Consider the following 17354-nt stretch of genomic DNA (forward strand, 5'->3'; position numbering starts at 1 on the left):
AAGCCGCGCACCCGGCGCGGCTTTTGTAGCCCATTTCGCGGCCAACTTCGCAGCCAGCTCCGCACTACGGCGACTTAGCCGTTGATCACGTCCGCGCCCTTCGGCACGGTGAACTTGAAGGCGTCGGCCGGCAGCGGCGGATTTTTCTGGATATTCGAGAACGTCAACAGCGTCACATTGCCGAACACGTCGTGCAGTTCCATGGCTTGCAGATTGCCGTCCTTGAAGCCGATGCCCACGCGCTGAAACTGCGTGTCCTTTGCTTTCGGCGTGAGCTCCAGCCAGTCGATGCCGGCCTTCACCCCCGCGTCGCGCAGCGTGAAGTTCTTGTCCAGATCGTTGCTGCCGAACAGGATCGCGGCCGGGCTCGCGCCAAGCGCGCCGCCGAGGCTTCGCACCGTCACCTGATTCAGATCCTTGTCGTAGACGTAGAGCTTGTCGCCGTCTGCTTGCAGAAGTTGCGCGTAGGGCTTTTCGTATTGCCAGATGAACTTGCCTGGACGCGCAAAGGTGAATGTTCCGCTCGACGTGCCGCCCTTGCCGCCGCCAGCGGTGGACAACACGCCGCTTGCACCGCTTGCTGCTTGCGCCTTGCCGGGGGCGCGCACTTCCTGCTGCACGAAGGTGCCGCGCGCCGAGTGAACTTGCGCGACGAACGCCTTCAACTGCTCGGTGCCGCTCGCGAAAGCCTGCGACGCGACGAGCATCGACGCGCCGATCGCCGCCGTGCCGACGCCGCGCGCGACTGCCCGTGCAAAGCGGGCGACACTGCCGGATTGAGCATGCTGCTGCGCGAATAGCTGCATATGGATTTCTCCCTTGATTGAATTCGTTGAGCGGCCGCGACGTTCGCGGCGCATGGAGGCACGCGTGAGATATGAGGCGAACACGCATGAGGCCGCGAGGTTCGCGGCCAGCCTGACAGCGTTATGTGAGAGCTTAGGCAGCCAGTCTTAAATGAGTCTTAGATGAGACTTAACGCGTGGTGCGCGAAGCCCCGCAACAGCCCGCTTCGCGCCGCGCGCCTCATTCCGCTTCGCGCGCCGGCGCGAGAATCTCGCGATTGCCGTTCGAAGACATGGCCGACACCACGCCCGAGTTTTCCATCTGTTCGAGCAGGCGCGCCGCGCGGTTATAGCCGATGCGCAAATGCCGCTGCACCAGCGAAATCGACGCGCGCTTGTTCTTCAGCACGACATCGACCGCCTGATCGTAAAGCGGGTCCGATTCGCCATCGCCCGATCCGCCTGCGCCGGCCGAGCCTTCGTCGCCCTCGCCCGTCACACCGCCTTCGAGAATGCCCTCGATATAGTTCGGCTCACCCTGCTCCTTGAGTTTGTCGACGACGCGATGCACTTCCTCGTCCGACACGAACGCGCCGTGCACGCGCACCGGCAAGCCGCTGCCCGGCGGCAGATAGAGCATGTCGCCCATGCCGAGCAGCGATTCGGCGCCCTGCTGGTCGAGAATCGTGCGCGAGTCGATTTTCGACGACACCTGGAACGCCATGCGGGTCGGCACGTTGGCCTTGATCAGACCGGTGATCACGTCGACCGACGGACGCTGCGTAGCGAGAATCAGATGGATGCCGGCCGCGCGCGCCTTCTGCGCGATGCGCGCGATCAGTTCCTCGACCTTCTTGCCGACCACCATCATCAGGTCCGCGAGTTCGTCGATCACGATCACGATGTTCGGCAGACGCGTGAGCGGTTCCGGATCGTCCGGCGTGAGGCTGAACGGATTCGGCAGCTTTTCCTCGCGCTTCGTGGCTTCGTCGATCTTGTTGTTGTAGCCCGCCAGATTGCGCACGCCGAGCTTGCTCATCAGCTTGTAGCGGCGCTCCATTTCGGCGACCGCCCAGTTGAGCGCGTGGCCGGCCTGCCGCATGTCGGTCACGACCGGACACAGCAGATGCGGAATGCCTTCGTAGACGCTCATTTCGAGCATCTTCGGATCGATCAGGATCATGCGGACCTGGTCGGCGCTCGCCTTGTAGAGCAGCGACAGGATCATCGCGTTGATACCCACCGACTTGCCCGAGCCGGTCGTGCCCGCCACCAGCAGGTGCGGCATTTTCGCGAGATCCGCGCAGACCGGCTTGCCGCCGATGTCCTTGCCGAGACCCATGGTGAGCGGCGAAGCCGCGTCCGCATATACGGCCGAGCCGAGAATCTCTGACAGGCTCACGGTCTGGCGGCGCTGATTCGGCAATTCCAGCGCCATGAAATTCTTGCCCGGAATCGTTTCGACGACGCGGATCGACACGAGCGACAGCGAGCGCGCAAGGTCTTTCGCGAGATTCACGATCTGGCTGCCCTTCACGCCGGTGGCCGGCTCGATCTCGTAGCGCGTGACGACCGGACCCGGATACGCCGCGACCACGCTCACTTCGACGCCGAAGTCCTTGAGCTTTTTCTCGATCAGACGCGAGGTGAACTCGAGTGTGTCGGCGGAAATAGTTTCCTGCGCGGCGGGCGCCGGATCGAGCAGCGAAATGGGCGGCAAGGTGGAATCGCCGGGCAGATCGGTGAAGAGCGGCACTTGCCGTTCCTTCTCGACGCGCTCCGACTTGGCCGGCGTGACGACCGGCGGCACGATCATGACGGGCTCGTGCTCCTCGATCCGCACACGGCCCTTCTCGACCTTGCCTTCGCGCTTGACCGCCGCGGCTTCGCCCAGTTTGCGGTCGCGCCCGGCCTCGCGGCGCAGCTTCGCGAACGTCACCGCGGAGATGATCGACTCGCCGACCTTCTCCGATACCGACAGCCACGAAAACCGGAAATACAGCGACAAACCGATGGCCAGCACGATCAGCAGCGCGAGCGTGCCGCCCGTGAAGCCGAGCGCATGCGACACGCCGCGCGCCACCGCCTCGCCGATCACGCCGCCCGGCGCGCGCGGCAATTGCACCTTGAGCGACCACATGCGCAGCGCCTCGATGCCGTCGCACGCGAGCAGCACGAGCATGAACGAGAAGGCGTCCGCGAGCCAGCTCACGTCGCGCGGCGCGTCTTCCGGCGGTTCCTCGTGACGGGTGATGCGTTTGTAGTTCGCGGAGATGTGGCGGCCGAGCAGCACGATCCACCAATACGCGGAGAGGCCGAACAGCAGGAGCAGAATGTCCGAAGTCCACGCGCCCACGCGACCCGCCCAGTTAGCGATATGGTCGACCTGCGCGGCGTGCGTCCAGCTCGGATCGCGCCGGCTGTAGCTGACGAGCGCCATGAGCAGGAATACGCCGAGCGCGACCTGCAGAATCCAGCGGATTTCGGTGAAGAGGCGCGACATGCGGTGCGGCAATGCCTGCGCGCTCGCGGAGTAAGGAGCTTTTGCCATTGATCCTGTTGCTTGTGTGGCCGATCCGGTGCGCCGGCGAGCCGAACGGCGAGCCGAAACTTCGATCCGGCCTATTGTAAACGCAGTGTCCCGCGTGAGGCTGTAAATGACGGTAACCTGGCCGATTGGCCACACACGCCGGGCGCGGACATGCGTCCACACGCGGGTCATACAGCACAACGAGCACAACGCGAAGACAAGCCGAAGACGAACGCCGACAAAAAAGAGCGCGCGCCCGTGACTATCGCCGCGATCGGAAACCTTCATAAAGCAGGCCGCCGCCCCGCCCTTTATAATGCCCGACTGATACCCATCTACAGTTCCAGTTCAAGTGGCGCGGCCTCGCATCGCGAGCGGCGCGCCGTAAAAGGATTCGATCATGCCCGCAACTTCCACGAAACACGCCAAGGTCCTGATTCTCGGTTCCGGTCCCGCCGGCTACACGGCAGCGGTCTATGCGGCGCGCGCCAACCTCGCGCCGGTGCTCGTCACGGGTCTCGCGCAAGGCGGCCAGCTCATGACCACGACCGACGTCGAAAACTGGCCCGCCGACGCCAACGGCGTGCAAGGTCCGGAACTGATGACGCGCTTCCTGGAGCACGCCGAGCGCTTCAATACCGAAATCATCTTCGATCACATCCACACGGCGAAGCTCGACGAAAAACCGATCCGCCTGATCGGCGATTCCGGCGAGTACACGTGCGATTCGCTGATCATCTCGACGGGCGCATCGGCGCAATACCTCGGCCTGCCGTCCGAAGAAGCGTTCATGGGCAAAGGCGTGTCGGCCTGCGCGACCTGCGACGGCTTCTTCTACAAGCAGCAACATGTGGCCGTGATCGGCGGCGGCAATACCGCGGTCGAAGAAGCACTTTATCTGTCGGGCATCGCGAAGAAAGTCACGGTGATCCATCGTCGCGACAAGTTCCGCGCCGAGCCGATCCTGATCGACCGTCTGCTCGCGAAAGAAAAGGAAGGCGTCGTCGAGATCAAGTGGAACCACACGCTCGACGAAGTCACCGGCGACCAGTCCGGCGTGACCGGCCTGCGCATCAAGCACACGCAAACCGGCGAGACGACCGACATCGCGTTGCAGGGCCTGTTCGTCGCGATCGGCCACAAGCCGAACACCGACATCTTCGAAGGCCAGCTCGACATGAAGAACGGCTACATCATCACCAAGGGCGGCCTGAACGGCCTCGCGACGGCCACGAGCGTGCCGGGCGTATTCGCCGCCGGCGACGTGCAGGACCACGTGTACCGCCAGGCGATCACGAGCGCGGGCACGGGCTGTATGGCCGCGCTCGACGCGCAGCGCTATCTCGAAACCATCAACGAAATGGCCGGCGAACACGCCATGAGCCAGGAAGCCGAGCGTTGATCCGCGCCGCTTCCGCGCGAACGCAACGGTAAAATAGCGGTTGGCCCTGCCGGCCGCTCGCTCGATAAAAGGCCGCGGCTCCCGAACCGCGGCCTTTTTGCATGGAGGCCGCATCGCGCCCGCCTGAGCGCCGCGTGACCGAATTACTTTTCGCGTGTATTTCCGCTATGCCGAAGAATCATCCACATCCGAACGAGCCCAAGCGCGCCCGCGCCGCCGCGCGACCCGCGCCGGAAGCGGCGGCGCCCGTCGCCAAACCGAAAATCGAGCCGGCGGCGGGCCTCGCCGGCCTGGGCGCGCTGCGTGACGCGTTGAAGCTCGACACGCAACGGCGTGAGCGCGAACGCGCGGCCGCAGCAGCCGCACAGCGTGAAGCGGCTGCGGAGGGCGAGCTGTTCCGTCGCGAGGTCGGCGAAATCGCGCCGCTCGCGGTGCCGCCGCGCGCCTCGATGTCGCGCAATCCGCCGCCGCCGCTGCCGGTGCAGACTCGCCTCGACGAAGAAGCCGTGCTGCATGAAGCCATTTCAGACGAATTCGATCCCGAGGTGCTGCTCGAAACAGACGAAACGCTCTCCTATTGCCGTCCCGGCGTAAGCCAGGACGTCGTGCGGAAACTGCGGCGCGGCGACTGGATCGTGCAGGCGCAAATCGACCTGCACGGGATGCGCCGCGAGGAAGCGCGCGAGGCGCTGGCCGAGTTCATCCGCGAATCGGTGAAGCGCGGCTTGCGCTGTCTGCGCGTGATTCACGGCAAGGGTTTGGGATCGATCGGCAAGGAGCCCGTGCTGAAGGGCAAAGTGCGCGCCTGGCTCGTGCAGAAAAGCGAGGTGATCGCGTTTTGCCAGGCCCGTCCGCACGACGGCGGCGCCGGCGCGGTCGTCGTGCTGCTCCAGCCCGGCGCCGCGCCGGCCCCAGTCAAGCTTTGACGGAGCCACGGTGATTCATCCCAGGCTGACGCTCGCGCTGACCATCATGGAAGCGCTGGCGATTTTCGCGTACGCCATTTCCGGTTTCATCGAAGCCAAGACTCGCCGGCTCGACGCGGTCGGCACGTTTCTCGTGGCGATGGCCACAGCCTTCGGCGGCGGCACGCTGCGCGACGTGCTGCTCGAGAGGCGGCCCTTCTACTGGGTCGAGCATCAGGATTACGTGATCGCCATCTTCGCGATGTCGCTGTTCGCGCCGACCGTGCTCAAGATGACCTCGCGCCTGCTGTCCGAGCGCGTGCTGCTGATAGCCGACGCCATCGGCCTCGGCCTGTTCAGCATCGCGGGCACCTCGATCGCGCACGACGCGCAAATGCCCTGGTTCACGTCCGTGATGATGGGCGTGGCGACGGGCGTGTTCGGCGGCGTGATTCGCGACGTGTTGTGCAACGAAGTGCCGCTGATTCTGCGCGACTCGCGGCCGTATGCGACATGCGCTTTTGTCGGCTGCTGGCTGTATGTGCTGCTGGACTATATGGACTTCGACACGGTGTACAGCGTGCTCGTCGCCACGGCTTTCATTCTGCTCGCGCGGCTCGCGACGTTCAGGTTCAACGTGCGGCTGCCGCATTAGCGGATACCGCGGGCTAATCGGGCTAATGGCGGGTGTCGTGTCGATTTGACGCGCGCCCGTTCGTCGTGAGGTAAACGGCCGGGCGTCTTCGCCGATTCGCCGGGCCGCATTGCACCCGCTCCAACCTTCAAGGTGATCACGATGAGCCTCAAGCTATATGCGCACCCGTTCTCCTCGTACTGCCAGAAAGCCCTCACCGCGCTTTACGAGAACAGCACGCCGTTCGAGTTCCGCCTGCTCGCGCACGACGATCCGCAGATCATGGCGGAATTCACCGAACTGTGGCCGATCAGGCGTTTTCCGGTGCTGGTGGACGGCAGCCGCACCGTGATGGAAGCGAGCATCATCATCGAATATCTCGGGCTCTACTATCCGGGGCCGGTGTCGCTTCTGCCCGCCGACGCCCGCGCGGCGCTCGAAGTGCGCAGCATGGACCGCTTTTTCGACAACTACATTTCGACGCCGCAGCAGAAGATCGTCTTCGACAGCATGCGTCCTGAAACCGGGCGCGACCCGCGCGGCGTCGCCGACGCGCGGGCGATGCTCAACACCGCGTACGCGTGGCTCGACAAAACGATGGCCGGGCGCGAGTGGGCCGCGGGCGACGCCTTCAGCCTCGCCGACTGCGGCGCCGCGCCGTTTCTTTTTTACGCCGACTGGACGCACGCCATCGATCCCGCGTTCGCGCACGTGCGCGCTTATCGTGCGCGGCTGCTGGCACGTCCGTCGTTCGCCCGTGCGGTCGACGAAGCGCGGCCATATCGCTCGTTCTTCCCGCTCGGCGCGCCCGACCGCGACTAGGCGGACGCGCGTTGCGGACAACAGTAGATTCAGCCTATACACTTCACGTCGAACGCTGTTTCCGCCAATCACTCACAAGGCCAGACATGGACCGTTTCGAAGCGATGGAGATATTCACGCGTGTGGTCGAGGCGAACAGCTTCACCAAGGTATCCGAATCGCTCGACCTGCCGCGCGCCAAAGTCAGCCGGACGATTCAGGCGCTCGAAGAACACGTCGGCGTGCGGCTTCTGAACCGCTCGACGCGCCAGGTCAGCGTCACCGAAGACGGCGCGCTGTTCTACGAACGCTGCGTGCGCATTCTCGCGGAAGTCGTGGACGCCGAATCGTCTCTGTCGAACAAGCGCGAAAATCCGGTGGGCACGATTCGCGTCGATACGTCCGGCACGCTCGCCCGCGCGCTGCTGCTGCCGGCGCTGGACGACTTCTACCAGCGCTACCCCGAGATCGACGTGCGGCTCGGCCTCGCCGACCGCAACATCGACCTGATCCAGGACGCGGTGGATTGCGTGATCCGCATGGGCACGCCGGAGGAGTCGAGTCTCGTGGCGCGGCGCATCGGTCATGCGCGGATCGTCACGTGCGCGTCGCCAGCGTATCTGGAGAAGCACGGCACGCCGACCACGCTCGAAGAACTGGCCGGGCATCGCGCGGTGAACTATGTGTCGGCGCGCACGGGCCGCACGTTTCCCTTCGAATACGAAGTGAACGGCGAGATCGCCAAGGTCGCGATGAAAAGCGTGCTCGCGGTGAACGACGGCTCGGTCTACATACGCGCGGGCGCGCTCGGCCACGGCATCATCCAGCCGTCGCGCTTCATGGTCGCGCATCTGATCGAGCGCGGCATGCTGAAGGAAATTCTCACGGACTACACGAGCCCCGGCACGCCGCTGTCCATTCTGTACGCGCATCGCCGCAATCTGAGTTCGCGGCTGCGCGCGTTCACCGAATGGGTGACGGAACTCGTGCGCAACAATCCGGACCTGCGCCTGCCTGACGCCTGACGCCGTCGATGAAGAAAAGCCCCTCGCTTTACCACGCAAGGGGCTTTTTCATTTTCACTTCAGGCGACGTGCGGCGCCCGGTTGCCCGCTCAGGCAATCCGCTCTTCGTTCGACGGATCGAACAACACCGCCTTCGACGTATCGAACAGCAGCGTGGCGTTCGTGAGCGGCTGCGGATTCGAAGCCGGGTGCACGCGGCTCACCACGCGCTTGCCGTTGACCTGCGCGAACACCAGCGTGTCCGGACCGGTCGGCTCGATCACGTCGACCTTCACCTCGATCTGCTGAAGCTTCGCCTGATCGCCGTGCGCGCCGCGCGAATCGGTGATGCGTTCCGGCCGCAAGCCGAGAATCACCTCGCGGCCAAGATGCGAGTTCACCTTCGACGAATCGAACGGCAGGTTCAGCGCCGTGCGCGTAACGCCCGTATCCAGTTCGAGGCCGATGCCCGCGCCCTGCTCGACGAGCTTGCCCTGAATGAAATTCATCGGCGGCGCACCGATGAAGCCGGCCACGAACAGGTTCGACGGCGAGTCGTAAATTTCCTGCGGCGCGCCGAACTGCTGCACGATGCCGTCTTTCATCACCGCGATGCGGTCGCCGAGCGTCATCGCTTCGATCTGATCGTGCGTCACGTAGACGATCGTCGTGCCGAGGCGTTGATGCAGCAGCTTGATTTCCGAACGCATCTCGATACGCAGCTTCGCGTCGAGGTTCGACAGCGGTTCGTCGAACAGGAACATCACCGGATCGCGCGCGAGGGCGCGGCCCATCGCCACGCGCTGACGCTGGCCGCCGGACAGCTGGCCCGGCTTGCGGTCGAGCAGGTGCGTGATCTGCAGCGTGTTCGACACACGATCGACGATCTGCGTCTGCTCCTGCTTCGGCACCTTGCGGATGTTCAGGCCGAACGAGATGTTCTCGCGCACCGTCATGGACGGATACAGCGCGTACGACTGGAACACCATCGCGATGTCGCGATCTTTCGGCGACAGGTTGTTCACCGTCTTGCCGTCGATCTGGATCTCGCCCTTGGTCACGGTTTCGAGACCGGCAATCATGTTGAGCAGCGTCGATTTACCGCAGCCCGAGCCGCCGACCAGAATCAGGAACTGGCCATCTTCGATGTCGATGTTGACACCCTTCAGAACCGGCACCCCATTCGGGTAGGTCTTGTACACGTCACGGATGGAAAGGCTTGCCATGCTGTGAATCCTCTAGTCTCTGGTACTGCTTGGAAGCGCCCGGCGCGGGCTAAAGCCGCGCCGCCACGCCCGGTTGGTGTTAGCCCTTCACCGCGCCCGCCGTCAGGCCGCGCACGAAATAGCGTCCGGCGATCACATAGACCAGCAAGGTGGGCAATGCGGCGATGATCGCGCCGGCCATGTCCACGTTGTATTCCTTCACGCCGGTCGACGTGTTCACGAGATTGTTCAGCGCGACCGTGATCGGCATCGAATCGACGCCGGAGAACACGATACCGAACAGGAAGTCATTCCAGATCTGCGTGAATTGCCAGATGAGGCACACCATGAAAATCGGCAGCGATACGGGCAGCAGAATCTTCGTGAAGATCGTGAAGAAACCCGCGCCGTCGATACGCGCCGCCTTCACGAGTTCCGCCGGCACGCTCACGTAGAAGTTGCGGAAGAACATCGTGGTGAACGCGATGCCGTAGATCACGTGCACGACGACGAGACCGGTCGTGGTGTTCGACAGACCGAGCGCGCCTTCGAAACGCGCCATCGGCAGCAGGATCGCCTGGAACGGAATGAAGCAGCCGACCAGCAGCATCGTGAAGATCGGATCGGCGCCGCGAAAACGCCAGTGCGTGAGCACGTAGCCGTTGAACGCGCCGACGATCGACGAAATCAGCACCGCCGGAATCACCATGCGCACCGAGTTCATGAAGAACGGCTGCATGCCGTCGCAACGCACGCCCGTGCAGGCGCCGCTCCACGCCTTGATCCACGGATCGACGGTCCAGTGCGACGGCGGTGTGAGCAGGTTGCCGGTGCGCAACTGGTCGATGTCCTTGAACGACGTCGAGAGCATCACGTAGAGCGGGAACAGGAAGTACAGCGCAAACAGAACCAGAGCCGCGTAAATGACGGCCCGGCTGATCGTCATCTTAGGCTGCATTGCGGGTGCTCCTCGATTCCATATACATGAGCGGCACGAGCACGGCCACGACGGTGGCGAGCATCATGATCGACGATGCCGCGCCGACGCCGAGCTGCCCGCGATTGAACGAAAACGTGTACATGAAGATAGCCGGCAGCGACGACGACGTGCCCGGACCGCCCGCCGTCAACGCAACGACGAGGTCGAAGGTCTTGATCGTGATGTGGCAAAGAATCAGCAGCACCGAGAAAAACACCGGACGCATGCTCGGAATCACGATCTTGCGGTAGATGGTGGGCAGGTTCGCGCCGTCCATCTGCGCGGCCTTGAAGATTTCGCCGTCGACACCGCGCAAGCCGGCGAGAAAAAGCGCCATGACGAAGCCGGTGGATTGCCACACCGCCGCGATCACGACGCAGAAAATCGCCTTGTCCGGATCGCCGAGCCAGCCGAACGAGAAGCTCGTCCAGCCCCAGTCGTGAAAAACCTTTTCGAGGCCGATGCTCGGCGTCATGATCCACTGCCACGCCGTGCCGGTCACGATGAACGACAGCGCCATCGGGTAGAGAAACACCGCGCGCAGCGCGCCTTCGTTGCGGATCTGCTGATCGAGCAGAATCGCGAGGAAAAGGCCAAGTCCGATACAGATGCCGATGAACGGGATGCCGAACCAGCCGAGGTTCGCAGCCGACGTCCAGAACACGTCGTTATCAAACAGTTCGCGATAACGGTCGAGACCGACAAAATCGTAACGGGGCATCAGCCGCGAATTCGACAGCGACAGATAGCCGGTGATGGCAATGAAGCCATACACGAAGATCAGACTGATCAACACGCTGGGTGCGAGCACCAGCTTCGGAATGAAGCGATCGGCAAGGGCCGCCATGGGCGACGCGCGGCGGGCGACGGTAGCCGTTTTCCCGTTTCCGCTGATAGAAGCAGTCACTACTCGACTCCTGCTGAAACTGTGCCGTCGGGCCGCTCGCGTTCGAGGCGCACGACAAACGCGAGCACGGGGCAAACGCAAAACCGCGACGGCATAGGTGTGACTCCATGAAACCAGGGCGAAGCCGCCCCCGCGATATGCGCAGGCGCGGCGCGAGGGGCGCGCCCCAATTGCCGGGCGGCGCGCCGCTTCGCTACTTCACTTACTTGGTCTTCGCCGCCTTCGCGAGCGCTGCAACCGCGCTCTTCGAATCCTGCTGAGAGTTCATGAACTTCGTGACCACGTCGGAGATCGCGCCGGCTGCCGCATCCGGCTGAGCCATACCGTGCGCGAGCGACGGCACATAGCCGCCCGACTTGATCGCGACCTGTTCATCCGCGTACGACTTCTTCGCGCAGTCGTCGAACTTCGCCATCGAGACGCCGAGGCGAACCGGAATCGAGCCCTTGTACAGGCTGAACTGCTCCTGGAATTCCGGCGACATGATCGTCTTCGCGAGCGCGAGCTGGCCCGCCGTGGCGGCCTTCGAACCTTTCTGCTGGAAGAACACGAACGAGTCGACGTTGAACGTGTACGACTTTTCCGTGCCCGGCACAGCGGCGCAGACGTAGTCCGAACCCGACTTCTTGCCGGCGTTGGCGAATTCGCCCTTCGCCCAGTCTCCCATGAACTGCATGCCGGCCTTGCCGTTGATGACCATGGCCGTGGCGAGATTCCAGTCACGGCCCGTGCGGCCCGCGTCGAAGTAACCCTGAATCTTGCGGACCGTGTCGAATACGCCGACCATCTTGTCCGAGGTCAGCGTCTTTTCGTCGAGATCGACCAGCGCCTTCTTGTAGAAGTCCGCGCCTTGCGACAGCACGACGTCTTCCCACAGCGTCAGGTCTTGCCACGGCTGCCCGCCCATGGCGATCGGCTGAATGCCCGCGGCCTTCATCTTGTCGGCCACCGCGAAGAATTCCGGCCACGTGGTCGGGACCTTGCCGCCGGCCTTATCCAGCGCGGCCTTGTTGATGTACAGCCAGTTCACGCGGTGCACCGAGAACGGCGCGGCGACGTAGTGGCCGTCCGCGTGCATGATCTTGTCGATTTCGGGCGGGAGGTTCTTCTTCCAGTCGCCCGCGACCGAGTCGATCGGCACCAGCACGCCTTGCGACGCCCAATCCTGAATCAGGGGGCCCTTGATCTGCGCGGCGCTCGGCGCGTTGCCCGAGATCACCTGGGTCTTGAGCGCCGTCATGGCAGCGGCGCCCGCGCCGCCCGCAACCGCGAAGTCCTTCCACGTGTAACCCTGCTTCGTCATGTCGTCCTTGAGGACGCCGACGGCTTTCGATTCGCCGCCCGAGGTCCACCAGTGCAACACTTCGATCGACTCGGCAGCCTGCACGGCCGAGACGCCACACATCAGACCTGCGGCGCACAGAGCGCCCATGATCGCGCGAAATTTCATTGCTTATCTCCTCCAGACACCTGAACAAAAAACGAATGGCCCCTGATGTCGCCAGGGTGCTGTGGTTGGTTCAAACAGGCAAAACACTGGGCGATCGAGCACGGTCGGGCGCATGCGCGCAGCATGTGCCGGCGGACCGATGTCCGGCCGCTGGAAGCTCAAGAGATGAGTGGTTCGAGATGCAACTGACTGTCTCCTCTTTTGATTTTTGCCCGCCCGCGTCGCGCGGCAGACTCGAGGCGCACTGCATGTCAACCTGCGCGCCGGGGCTTCACTCACCGGCTGTCCGTAAAGGCTGCCGGTCGATGCCGCCCTATGCCGGCACACAATGTCCGTTAACATGCAGGGGACGCTCGCCGATTCGCGAAACGTGCAACCTGACGGGCAGCGCACGCTTTTTTCATCGAATTAGCGTTACCTCTTGATTTGGATTGTAGTTAAACTACAATTCAGTGTCAAAAATTATTTTATCGGACTACGGTCGTCGTTTACGCTCCATGACGGCGGCCCTCTCGACATCGACGGAGACTCATGCAAACCGATTCAAGCTTCACCTTCGTTCTCTTCGGCGGAACCGGCGATCTGTCGATGCGCAAGATTCTCCCCGCTCTGTTTGAAGCACACCGTGCGGGCGGCATGCTCGCCGACAGCGGCAAGATCGTCGCGGTGGCGCGCCATGCGGCGGATCGCGGCGAGTACCTTCAGTGGGTGAATGAACACGTGAAGCCGTATGTCTCGAAGAACGGTCTCGACGAAACGGCATGGGCGAGCTTTCTCGAGCGTATCGAGTTTGTAAAAATCGATCTGGGCAATCCGCAAGACTTCGTGCTCCTGCGCGACGCGATCAAGGAACTGCCGGGCATCCGCGTGTTTTATCTGGCCACGGGGCCGTCGCTGTTCGTGCCGATCTGCCGCGCGCTCGCCTCGGTGGGGCTCAACGAAAACGCGCGGATCGTGCTCGAAAAGCCGCTCGGCTACGACCTCAAGTCGTCGAATGCGATCAACGACGCGGTCGGCGAAATCTTCGCCGAAGAACAGATCTACCGGATCGACCATTACCTCGGCAAGGAACCCGTGCAGAACCTGCTGGCGCTGCGCTTTGGCAATGCGCTGTTCGAGCCGCTGTGGCGCCGCGAGTGGGTCGAAAGCATTCAGATCACGATTGCCGAGGAACTAGGTGTCGAAGCGCGCGGCGATTTCTACGACAATACGGGTGCGCTGCGCGACATGGTGCAGAACCATTTGCTGCAACTGCTTTCCATTGTCGCGATGGAACCGCCGCATTCCATGGATTCCGACTCGGTGCGCGACGAAAAGCTGCGCGTGCTGCGGGCGCTGAAGCCCATCAATCCGCTCGACATCGGCAAGGTTGCGGTGCGCGGCCAGTATCATTCGGGCGTGATCCGCGGCAACGCTGTTCCCGCGTATGCCACGGAGCACGGCGTCAAGCAGAACAGCACGACGGAAACCTTCGTCGCGTTGAAGGTGGAGATTGAAAACTGGCGCTGGGCCGGCGTGCCGTTTTTCCTGCGCACCGGCAAACGGCTGGCGGACCGCGTCGCGGAAATCGTGGTGAATTTCCGGCCGGTGCCGCATTCGGCGCTGGGTGCGTCGGCGTTGCGCGCCGGCGCGAATCGTCTGGTGATCCGTTTGCAGCCGAACGAAACCATTCGGCTCTACTGCCTCGCCAAGCAGCCCGGGGAAGGCATGAATCTGGCAAGCGTTCACCTGGATCTCGCGTTCGACCAGTTCTTCCGCGAAGGGCAAATGGAAGCGTATCAGCGCCTCCTGCTCGACGTGATCAACGGCCGTCTCGCGCTCTTTGTGCGACGCGACGAGCAGGAAGCCGCGTGGCGCTGGGTCGAACCGATCCTGAACGAATGGAAGGCTTCGAACAAGCCGCCGAAGCCGTATGCATCGGGCACGTGGGGTCCGGCTGCCGCCAGCGCGATGCTCGCGCAGCACGACACCTGCTGGCTCGAAGAAGAGAACTGATTGACGGCGGATTTTGCGGATCTAACAAAAAAGCAGCACGGAGGAGAAGTGATCGAGCTTCACGCTTTCGACGATCAACGCGCCCAATCCGACGCGTTGGCGAAAGCGGTTGGCGACGCGTTACATGCGTCGCTCGCCGCACAGACGGCAACGTCGGACGCCGGTATTGCCGGCGCGTCCACGGCCGGCACGTCCACCGCCGGGACACGCCCGGCCCTGCTCGCCGTGTCCGGCGGCAGCAGTCCGCGCCCGTTCCTGCAGACGTTGTCCGCGCAAGCTTTCGACTGGCCGCGCATCGCCGTGACGCTCGTCGACGACCGCTGGGTGCCGGAGACGGACAGCGCGAGCAACTCGCAACTCGTGCACGCCACGTTGCTGCAGAACGCCGCGAAGAACGCAACGTTCTGGCCGCTCGCCGACACGAGCCAGGATCTGCATTCGCATGTCGCCGCGCTCAATGCCGACCCGCGTTTTGCCGGCGTGCCCGACGTCGCGATTCTCGGCATGGGCGAAGACGGCCACACGGCGTCGATCTTCGCCGACGCGCCCGAATGGAATCACGCCATCACCACCGCCGAGCGCTTCGTTGCCGTGCATCCGGGCAGCGCGCCGCATGCGCGCGTGAGCTGGTCGCTGTCCGCGCTGAAGGAAGTGAAACATCTGTTTTTGCTGATCGCCGGACCGCGCAAGATGGACGTGCTGAATGCCGCCGCCGCCTCGCTACAAAAAAATGCCATCTCGCAGTTGGCGAACGACAAGGGAGTGAGACTCGATGTCTACTGGTGTGCAAACTAAGGCTGTTCCGGGCGCGGGCCAGCACGCCGATGGACCGAGGCTGCTCGCCGACATCGGCGGCACGAACGCGCGCTTCGCGTTGGAAACCGGGCCGGGCGAGATCGGCTCGGTGCAGGTCTATCCGTGCGCCGATTACCCCGGCGTCGCCGAAGTCATCAAGAAGTATCTGAAGGACACGAAGATCGGCCGCGTGAATCACGCGGCCATTGCGATTGCGAACCCGGTCGACGGCGATCAGGTCAGCATGACGAATCACGACTGGAGCTTTTCGATCGAAGCCACGCGCCGCGCGCTCGGCTTCGACACGCTGCTCGTCGTGAACGACTTCACCGCGCTCGCCATGGCGCTGCCGGGCCTCACCGACGCGCAGCGCGTGCAGGTCGGCGGCGGCGCGCGCCGGCCGAACAGCGTGATCGGCCTGCTCGGTCCGGGCACCGGCATGGGCGTCTCGGGCCTGATTCCCGCCGACGACCGCTGGATCGCGCTCGGCAGCGAAGGCGGCCACGCCACCTTCGCGCCCGCGGATGAGCGCGAGGACATCGTGCTGCAATACGCGCGCAAGAAGTGGTCGCACGTCTCGTTCGAACGTGTGGCGGCGGGGCCCGGCCTCGAAGTGATCTACCGCGCGCTGGCGGGCCGCGACAAGAAGCGCGTGGCGGCGAACGTCGACACGCGCGAAATCGTCAAACGCGCGCTGGAAGGCGAGCCGCTCGCGGCCGAATCCGCCGACGTGTTCTGCGGCATTCTCGGCACCTTCGCGGGCAATATCGCGGTGACGCTCGGCGCGCTCGGCGGCATTTACATCGGCGGCGGCGTCGTGCCGCGCCTCGGCGAATTCTTCGCGCGCTCGTCGTTTCGCAAACGCTTCGAAGCGAAAGGCCGCTTCGAAGCCTACTTGCAGAACGTGCCGACTTACGTGATCACCGCGGAATATCCGGCGTTTCTCGGCGTCTCCGCGATTCTCGCCGAGCAGTTGTCGAATCGCGCGGGCGGCAGTTCGTCGGCCGTGTTCGAGCGGATTCGCCAGATGCGCGACGCGTTGACGCCGGCCGAGCGCCGCGTCGCCGATCTCGCGCTGAATCATCCGCGCTCGATCATCAACGATCCGATCGTGGACATCGCGCGCAAGGCCGACGTGAGTCAGCCCACGGTGATCCGCTTCTGCCGCTCGCTCGGCTGCCAGGGTTTGTCGGATTTCAAGCTGAAGCTCGCCACCGGCTTGACCGGCACGATTCCGGTGAGCCACAGCCAGGTACACCTCGGCGACACCGCGACGGACTTCGGCGCGAAGGTGCTGGACAACACCATCTCGGCCATTTTGCAATTGCGCGAGCATCTGAACTTCGAGCACGTCGAGCGCGCGATCGACCTGTTGAACGGCGCGCGGCGCATCGAGTTCTATGGCCTCGGCAACTCGAACATCGTCGCGCAGGACGCGCACTACAAGTTCTTCCGCTTCGGCATTCCGACCATCGCTTACGGCGATCTGTACATGCAGGCGGCTTCGGCTGCCTTGCTCGGCAAGGGCGACGTGATCGTCGCGGTGTCGAAATCGGGCCGCGCGCCCGAACTGCTGCGCGTGCTCGATGTCGCCATGCAGGCCGGCGCGAAGGTGATCGCGATCACGTCGAGCAACACGCCTTTGGCCAAGCGCGCGACGGTCGCGCTCGAAACCGATCACATCGAAATTCGCGAGTCGCAGCTCTCCATGATTTCGCGGATTCTGCATCTGGTGATGATCGACATTCTCGCGGTCGGCGTGGCAATTCGCCGCGCGGTGCCGAGCGCGGACGTCGCGGAAACGGTCGCCAAAGCCCGTCAGGGCGCCGACGACGACGCGAGCGCCGTACTCGACTGGCTCAGCCACGGCGCGGCTTCATCGGCTCGCGACTGACGGCTCACCCGTCATCGGTTGCGGTCGATGCGTTGCCATTGATCGCTGCATGAAGGCCACGTCGCAAC

The 17354-nt window shown here is 63.7% G+C and carries 14 protein-coding genes; 8 read left to right on the plus strand and 6 right to left on the minus strand.

The genetic code is table 11. The annotated features are described in order from the left end of the window. Window positions 1–74: 74 nt before the first annotated feature. Both lolA and VOM14_RS16705 read right to left on the minus strand, forming a co-directional pair. The gene (gene lolA / locus VOM14_RS16700) at window positions 75–806 is read right to left on the minus strand and encodes an outer membrane lipoprotein chaperone LolA (RefSeq protein ID WP_327629823.1); all 732 of its coding nucleotides are present in this window, start codon (window positions 804–806) and stop codon (window positions 75–77) included. A 220-nt stretch (window positions 807–1026) separates the two neighbouring features. Next, the gene (locus VOM14_RS16705) at window positions 1027–3336 is read right to left on the minus strand and encodes a DNA translocase FtsK (RefSeq protein ID WP_327629824.1); all 2310 of its coding nucleotides are present in this window, start codon (window positions 3334–3336) and stop codon (window positions 1027–1029) included. A gap of 379 nt (window positions 3337–3715) precedes the next feature. Here VOM14_RS16705 and trxB point away from each other — a divergent pair, with 379 nt between their 5' ends. From trxB to VOM14_RS16730, 5 genes are all read left to right on the plus strand, one after another. Then, window positions 3716–4717, plus strand: coding sequence for a thioredoxin-disulfide reductase (gene trxB, locus VOM14_RS16710; protein ID WP_327629825.1), 1002 nt, complete (start codon window positions 3716–3718; stop codon window positions 4715–4717). Between the two features lie 167 nt (window positions 4718–4884). After that, on the plus strand, window positions 4885–5643 hold the full coding sequence (locus VOM14_RS16715) for a Smr/MutS family protein (protein ID WP_327629946.1): 759 nt from the start codon (window positions 4885–4887) through the stop codon (window positions 5641–5643). A gap of 13 nt (window positions 5644–5656) precedes the next feature. Continuing rightward, the gene (locus VOM14_RS16720; RefSeq protein ID WP_327629947.1) at window positions 5657–6277 is read left to right on the plus strand and encodes a trimeric intracellular cation channel family protein; all 621 of its coding nucleotides are present in this window, start codon (window positions 5657–5659) and stop codon (window positions 6275–6277) included. A gap of 141 nt (window positions 6278–6418) precedes the next feature. Further along, complete coding sequence (locus tag VOM14_RS16725) at window positions 6419–7078, plus strand: glutathione S-transferase family protein (protein ID WP_327629826.1); 660 nt, start codon at window positions 6419–6421, stop codon at window positions 7076–7078. Between the two features lie 86 nt (window positions 7079–7164). After that, on the plus strand, window positions 7165–8082 hold the full coding sequence (locus tag VOM14_RS16730; RefSeq protein WP_327629827.1) for a LysR family transcriptional regulator: 918 nt from the start codon (window positions 7165–7167) through the stop codon (window positions 8080–8082). An 89-nt stretch (window positions 8083–8171) separates the two neighbouring features. Here the strand turns inward: VOM14_RS16730 and VOM14_RS16735 are convergent, their stop codons facing one another. The 4 genes from VOM14_RS16735 to VOM14_RS16750 form a co-directional block, all read right to left on the minus strand. Beyond that, a complete protein-coding gene (locus VOM14_RS16735; protein WP_327629828.1) occupies window positions 8172–9287 on the minus strand; it encodes an ABC transporter ATP-binding protein in 1116 nt (371 codons plus the stop codon). A 79-nt stretch (window positions 9288–9366) separates the two neighbouring features. Then, window positions 9367–10224 (minus strand): carbohydrate ABC transporter permease, encoded by an 858-nt coding sequence (locus VOM14_RS16740; RefSeq protein ID WP_327629829.1) that lies wholly within the window; start codon window positions 10222–10224, stop codon window positions 9367–9369. Beyond that, a complete protein-coding gene (locus VOM14_RS16745) occupies window positions 10214–11152 on the minus strand; it encodes a carbohydrate ABC transporter permease (protein WP_327629830.1) in 939 nt (312 codons plus the stop codon). The genes VOM14_RS16740 and VOM14_RS16745 overlap by 11 nt, the downstream gene beginning before the upstream one ends. A 202-nt stretch (window positions 11153–11354) precedes the next feature. Continuing rightward, entirely contained in the window at window positions 11355–12602 is a 1248-nt protein-coding gene (locus VOM14_RS16750; RefSeq protein WP_327629831.1) for an ABC transporter substrate-binding protein, read from the minus strand. Between the two features lie 531 nt (window positions 12603–13133). Here VOM14_RS16750 and zwf point away from each other — a divergent pair. Genes zwf through VOM14_RS16765 form a run of 3 tightly spaced genes read left to right on the plus strand, consistent with a single transcriptional unit; the run spans window position 13134 to window position 17286 of the window. After that, window positions 13134–14597 (plus strand): glucose-6-phosphate dehydrogenase, encoded by a 1464-nt coding sequence (gene zwf, locus VOM14_RS16755; RefSeq protein ID WP_327629832.1) that lies wholly within the window; start codon window positions 13134–13136, stop codon window positions 14595–14597. 48 nt (window positions 14598–14645) lie between these two features. Beyond that, window positions 14646–15392 (plus strand): 6-phosphogluconolactonase, encoded by a 747-nt coding sequence (pgl, locus tag VOM14_RS16760; RefSeq protein WP_327629833.1) that lies wholly within the window; start codon window positions 14646–14648, stop codon window positions 15390–15392. Beyond that, entirely contained in the window at window positions 15370–17286 is a 1917-nt protein-coding gene (locus tag VOM14_RS16765) for a bifunctional transcriptional regulator/glucokinase (RefSeq protein ID WP_327629834.1), read from the plus strand. Before pgl ends, VOM14_RS16765 begins: the two co-directional genes overlap by 23 nt. The last annotated feature ends 68 nt before the right edge of the window (window positions 17287–17354 follow it).

It is taken from the genome of Paraburkholderia sp. MPAMCS5, from assembly GCF_036016995.1.
In the GTDB taxonomy this organism is placed as follows: domain Bacteria; phylum Pseudomonadota; class Gammaproteobacteria; order Burkholderiales; family Burkholderiaceae; genus Paraburkholderia.